Source organism: Streptomyces sp. HPF1205, assembly GCF_020400825.1.
In the GTDB taxonomy this organism is placed as follows: domain Bacteria; phylum Actinomycetota; class Actinomycetes; order Streptomycetales; family Streptomycetaceae; genus Actinacidiphila.
This window is the reverse complement of the sequence record NZ_JAINVH010000160.1, coordinates 1-448: the sequence shown is the minus strand read 5'-3', so window position 1 is coordinate 448 and position 448 is coordinate 1. Positions and strand designations below refer to the sequence as shown.

The following is a 448-nucleotide window of genomic DNA, read 5'->3' as shown; positions in this document are numbered from 1 at the left end:
TCGTCCTTGGGCAGGGAGGAGCCGCCGGTGACGGTCATCCGCTGCTCCTTGCCGGTGCCGAGGTCCTTCGCGCCCACGTGCATGATGCCGTTGGCGTCGATGTCGAAGGTGACCTCGATCTGCGGCATCCCGCGCGGGGCCGGCGGCAGACCGGTCAGCTCGAACATCCCGAGCTTCTTGTTGTACGCCGCGATCTCGCGCTCGCCCTGGTAGACCTGGATCTGCACCGACGGCTGGTTGTCCTCGGCGGTGGTGAAGATCTCCGAGCGCTTGGTCGGGATCGTGGTGTTGCGCTCGATGAGCTTGGTCATGATGCCGCCCTTGGTCTCGATGCCGAGGGACAGCGGGGTGACGTCGAGCAGCAGGACGTCCTTGACCTCGCCCTTGAGCACACCGGCCTGCAGCGAGGCGCCGATGGCCACGACCTCGTCCGGGTTGACGCCCTTGT

At 66.7% G+C, this 448-nt stretch carries 1 protein-coding gene; it reads right to left on the bottom strand.

Annotation, left to right across the window (positions count from 1 at the left end):
* The coding region (locus K7G61_RS36100) for an Hsp70 family protein (RefSeq protein WP_225851378.1) at positions 1 to 448 on the bottom strand (448 nt) is incomplete at both ends.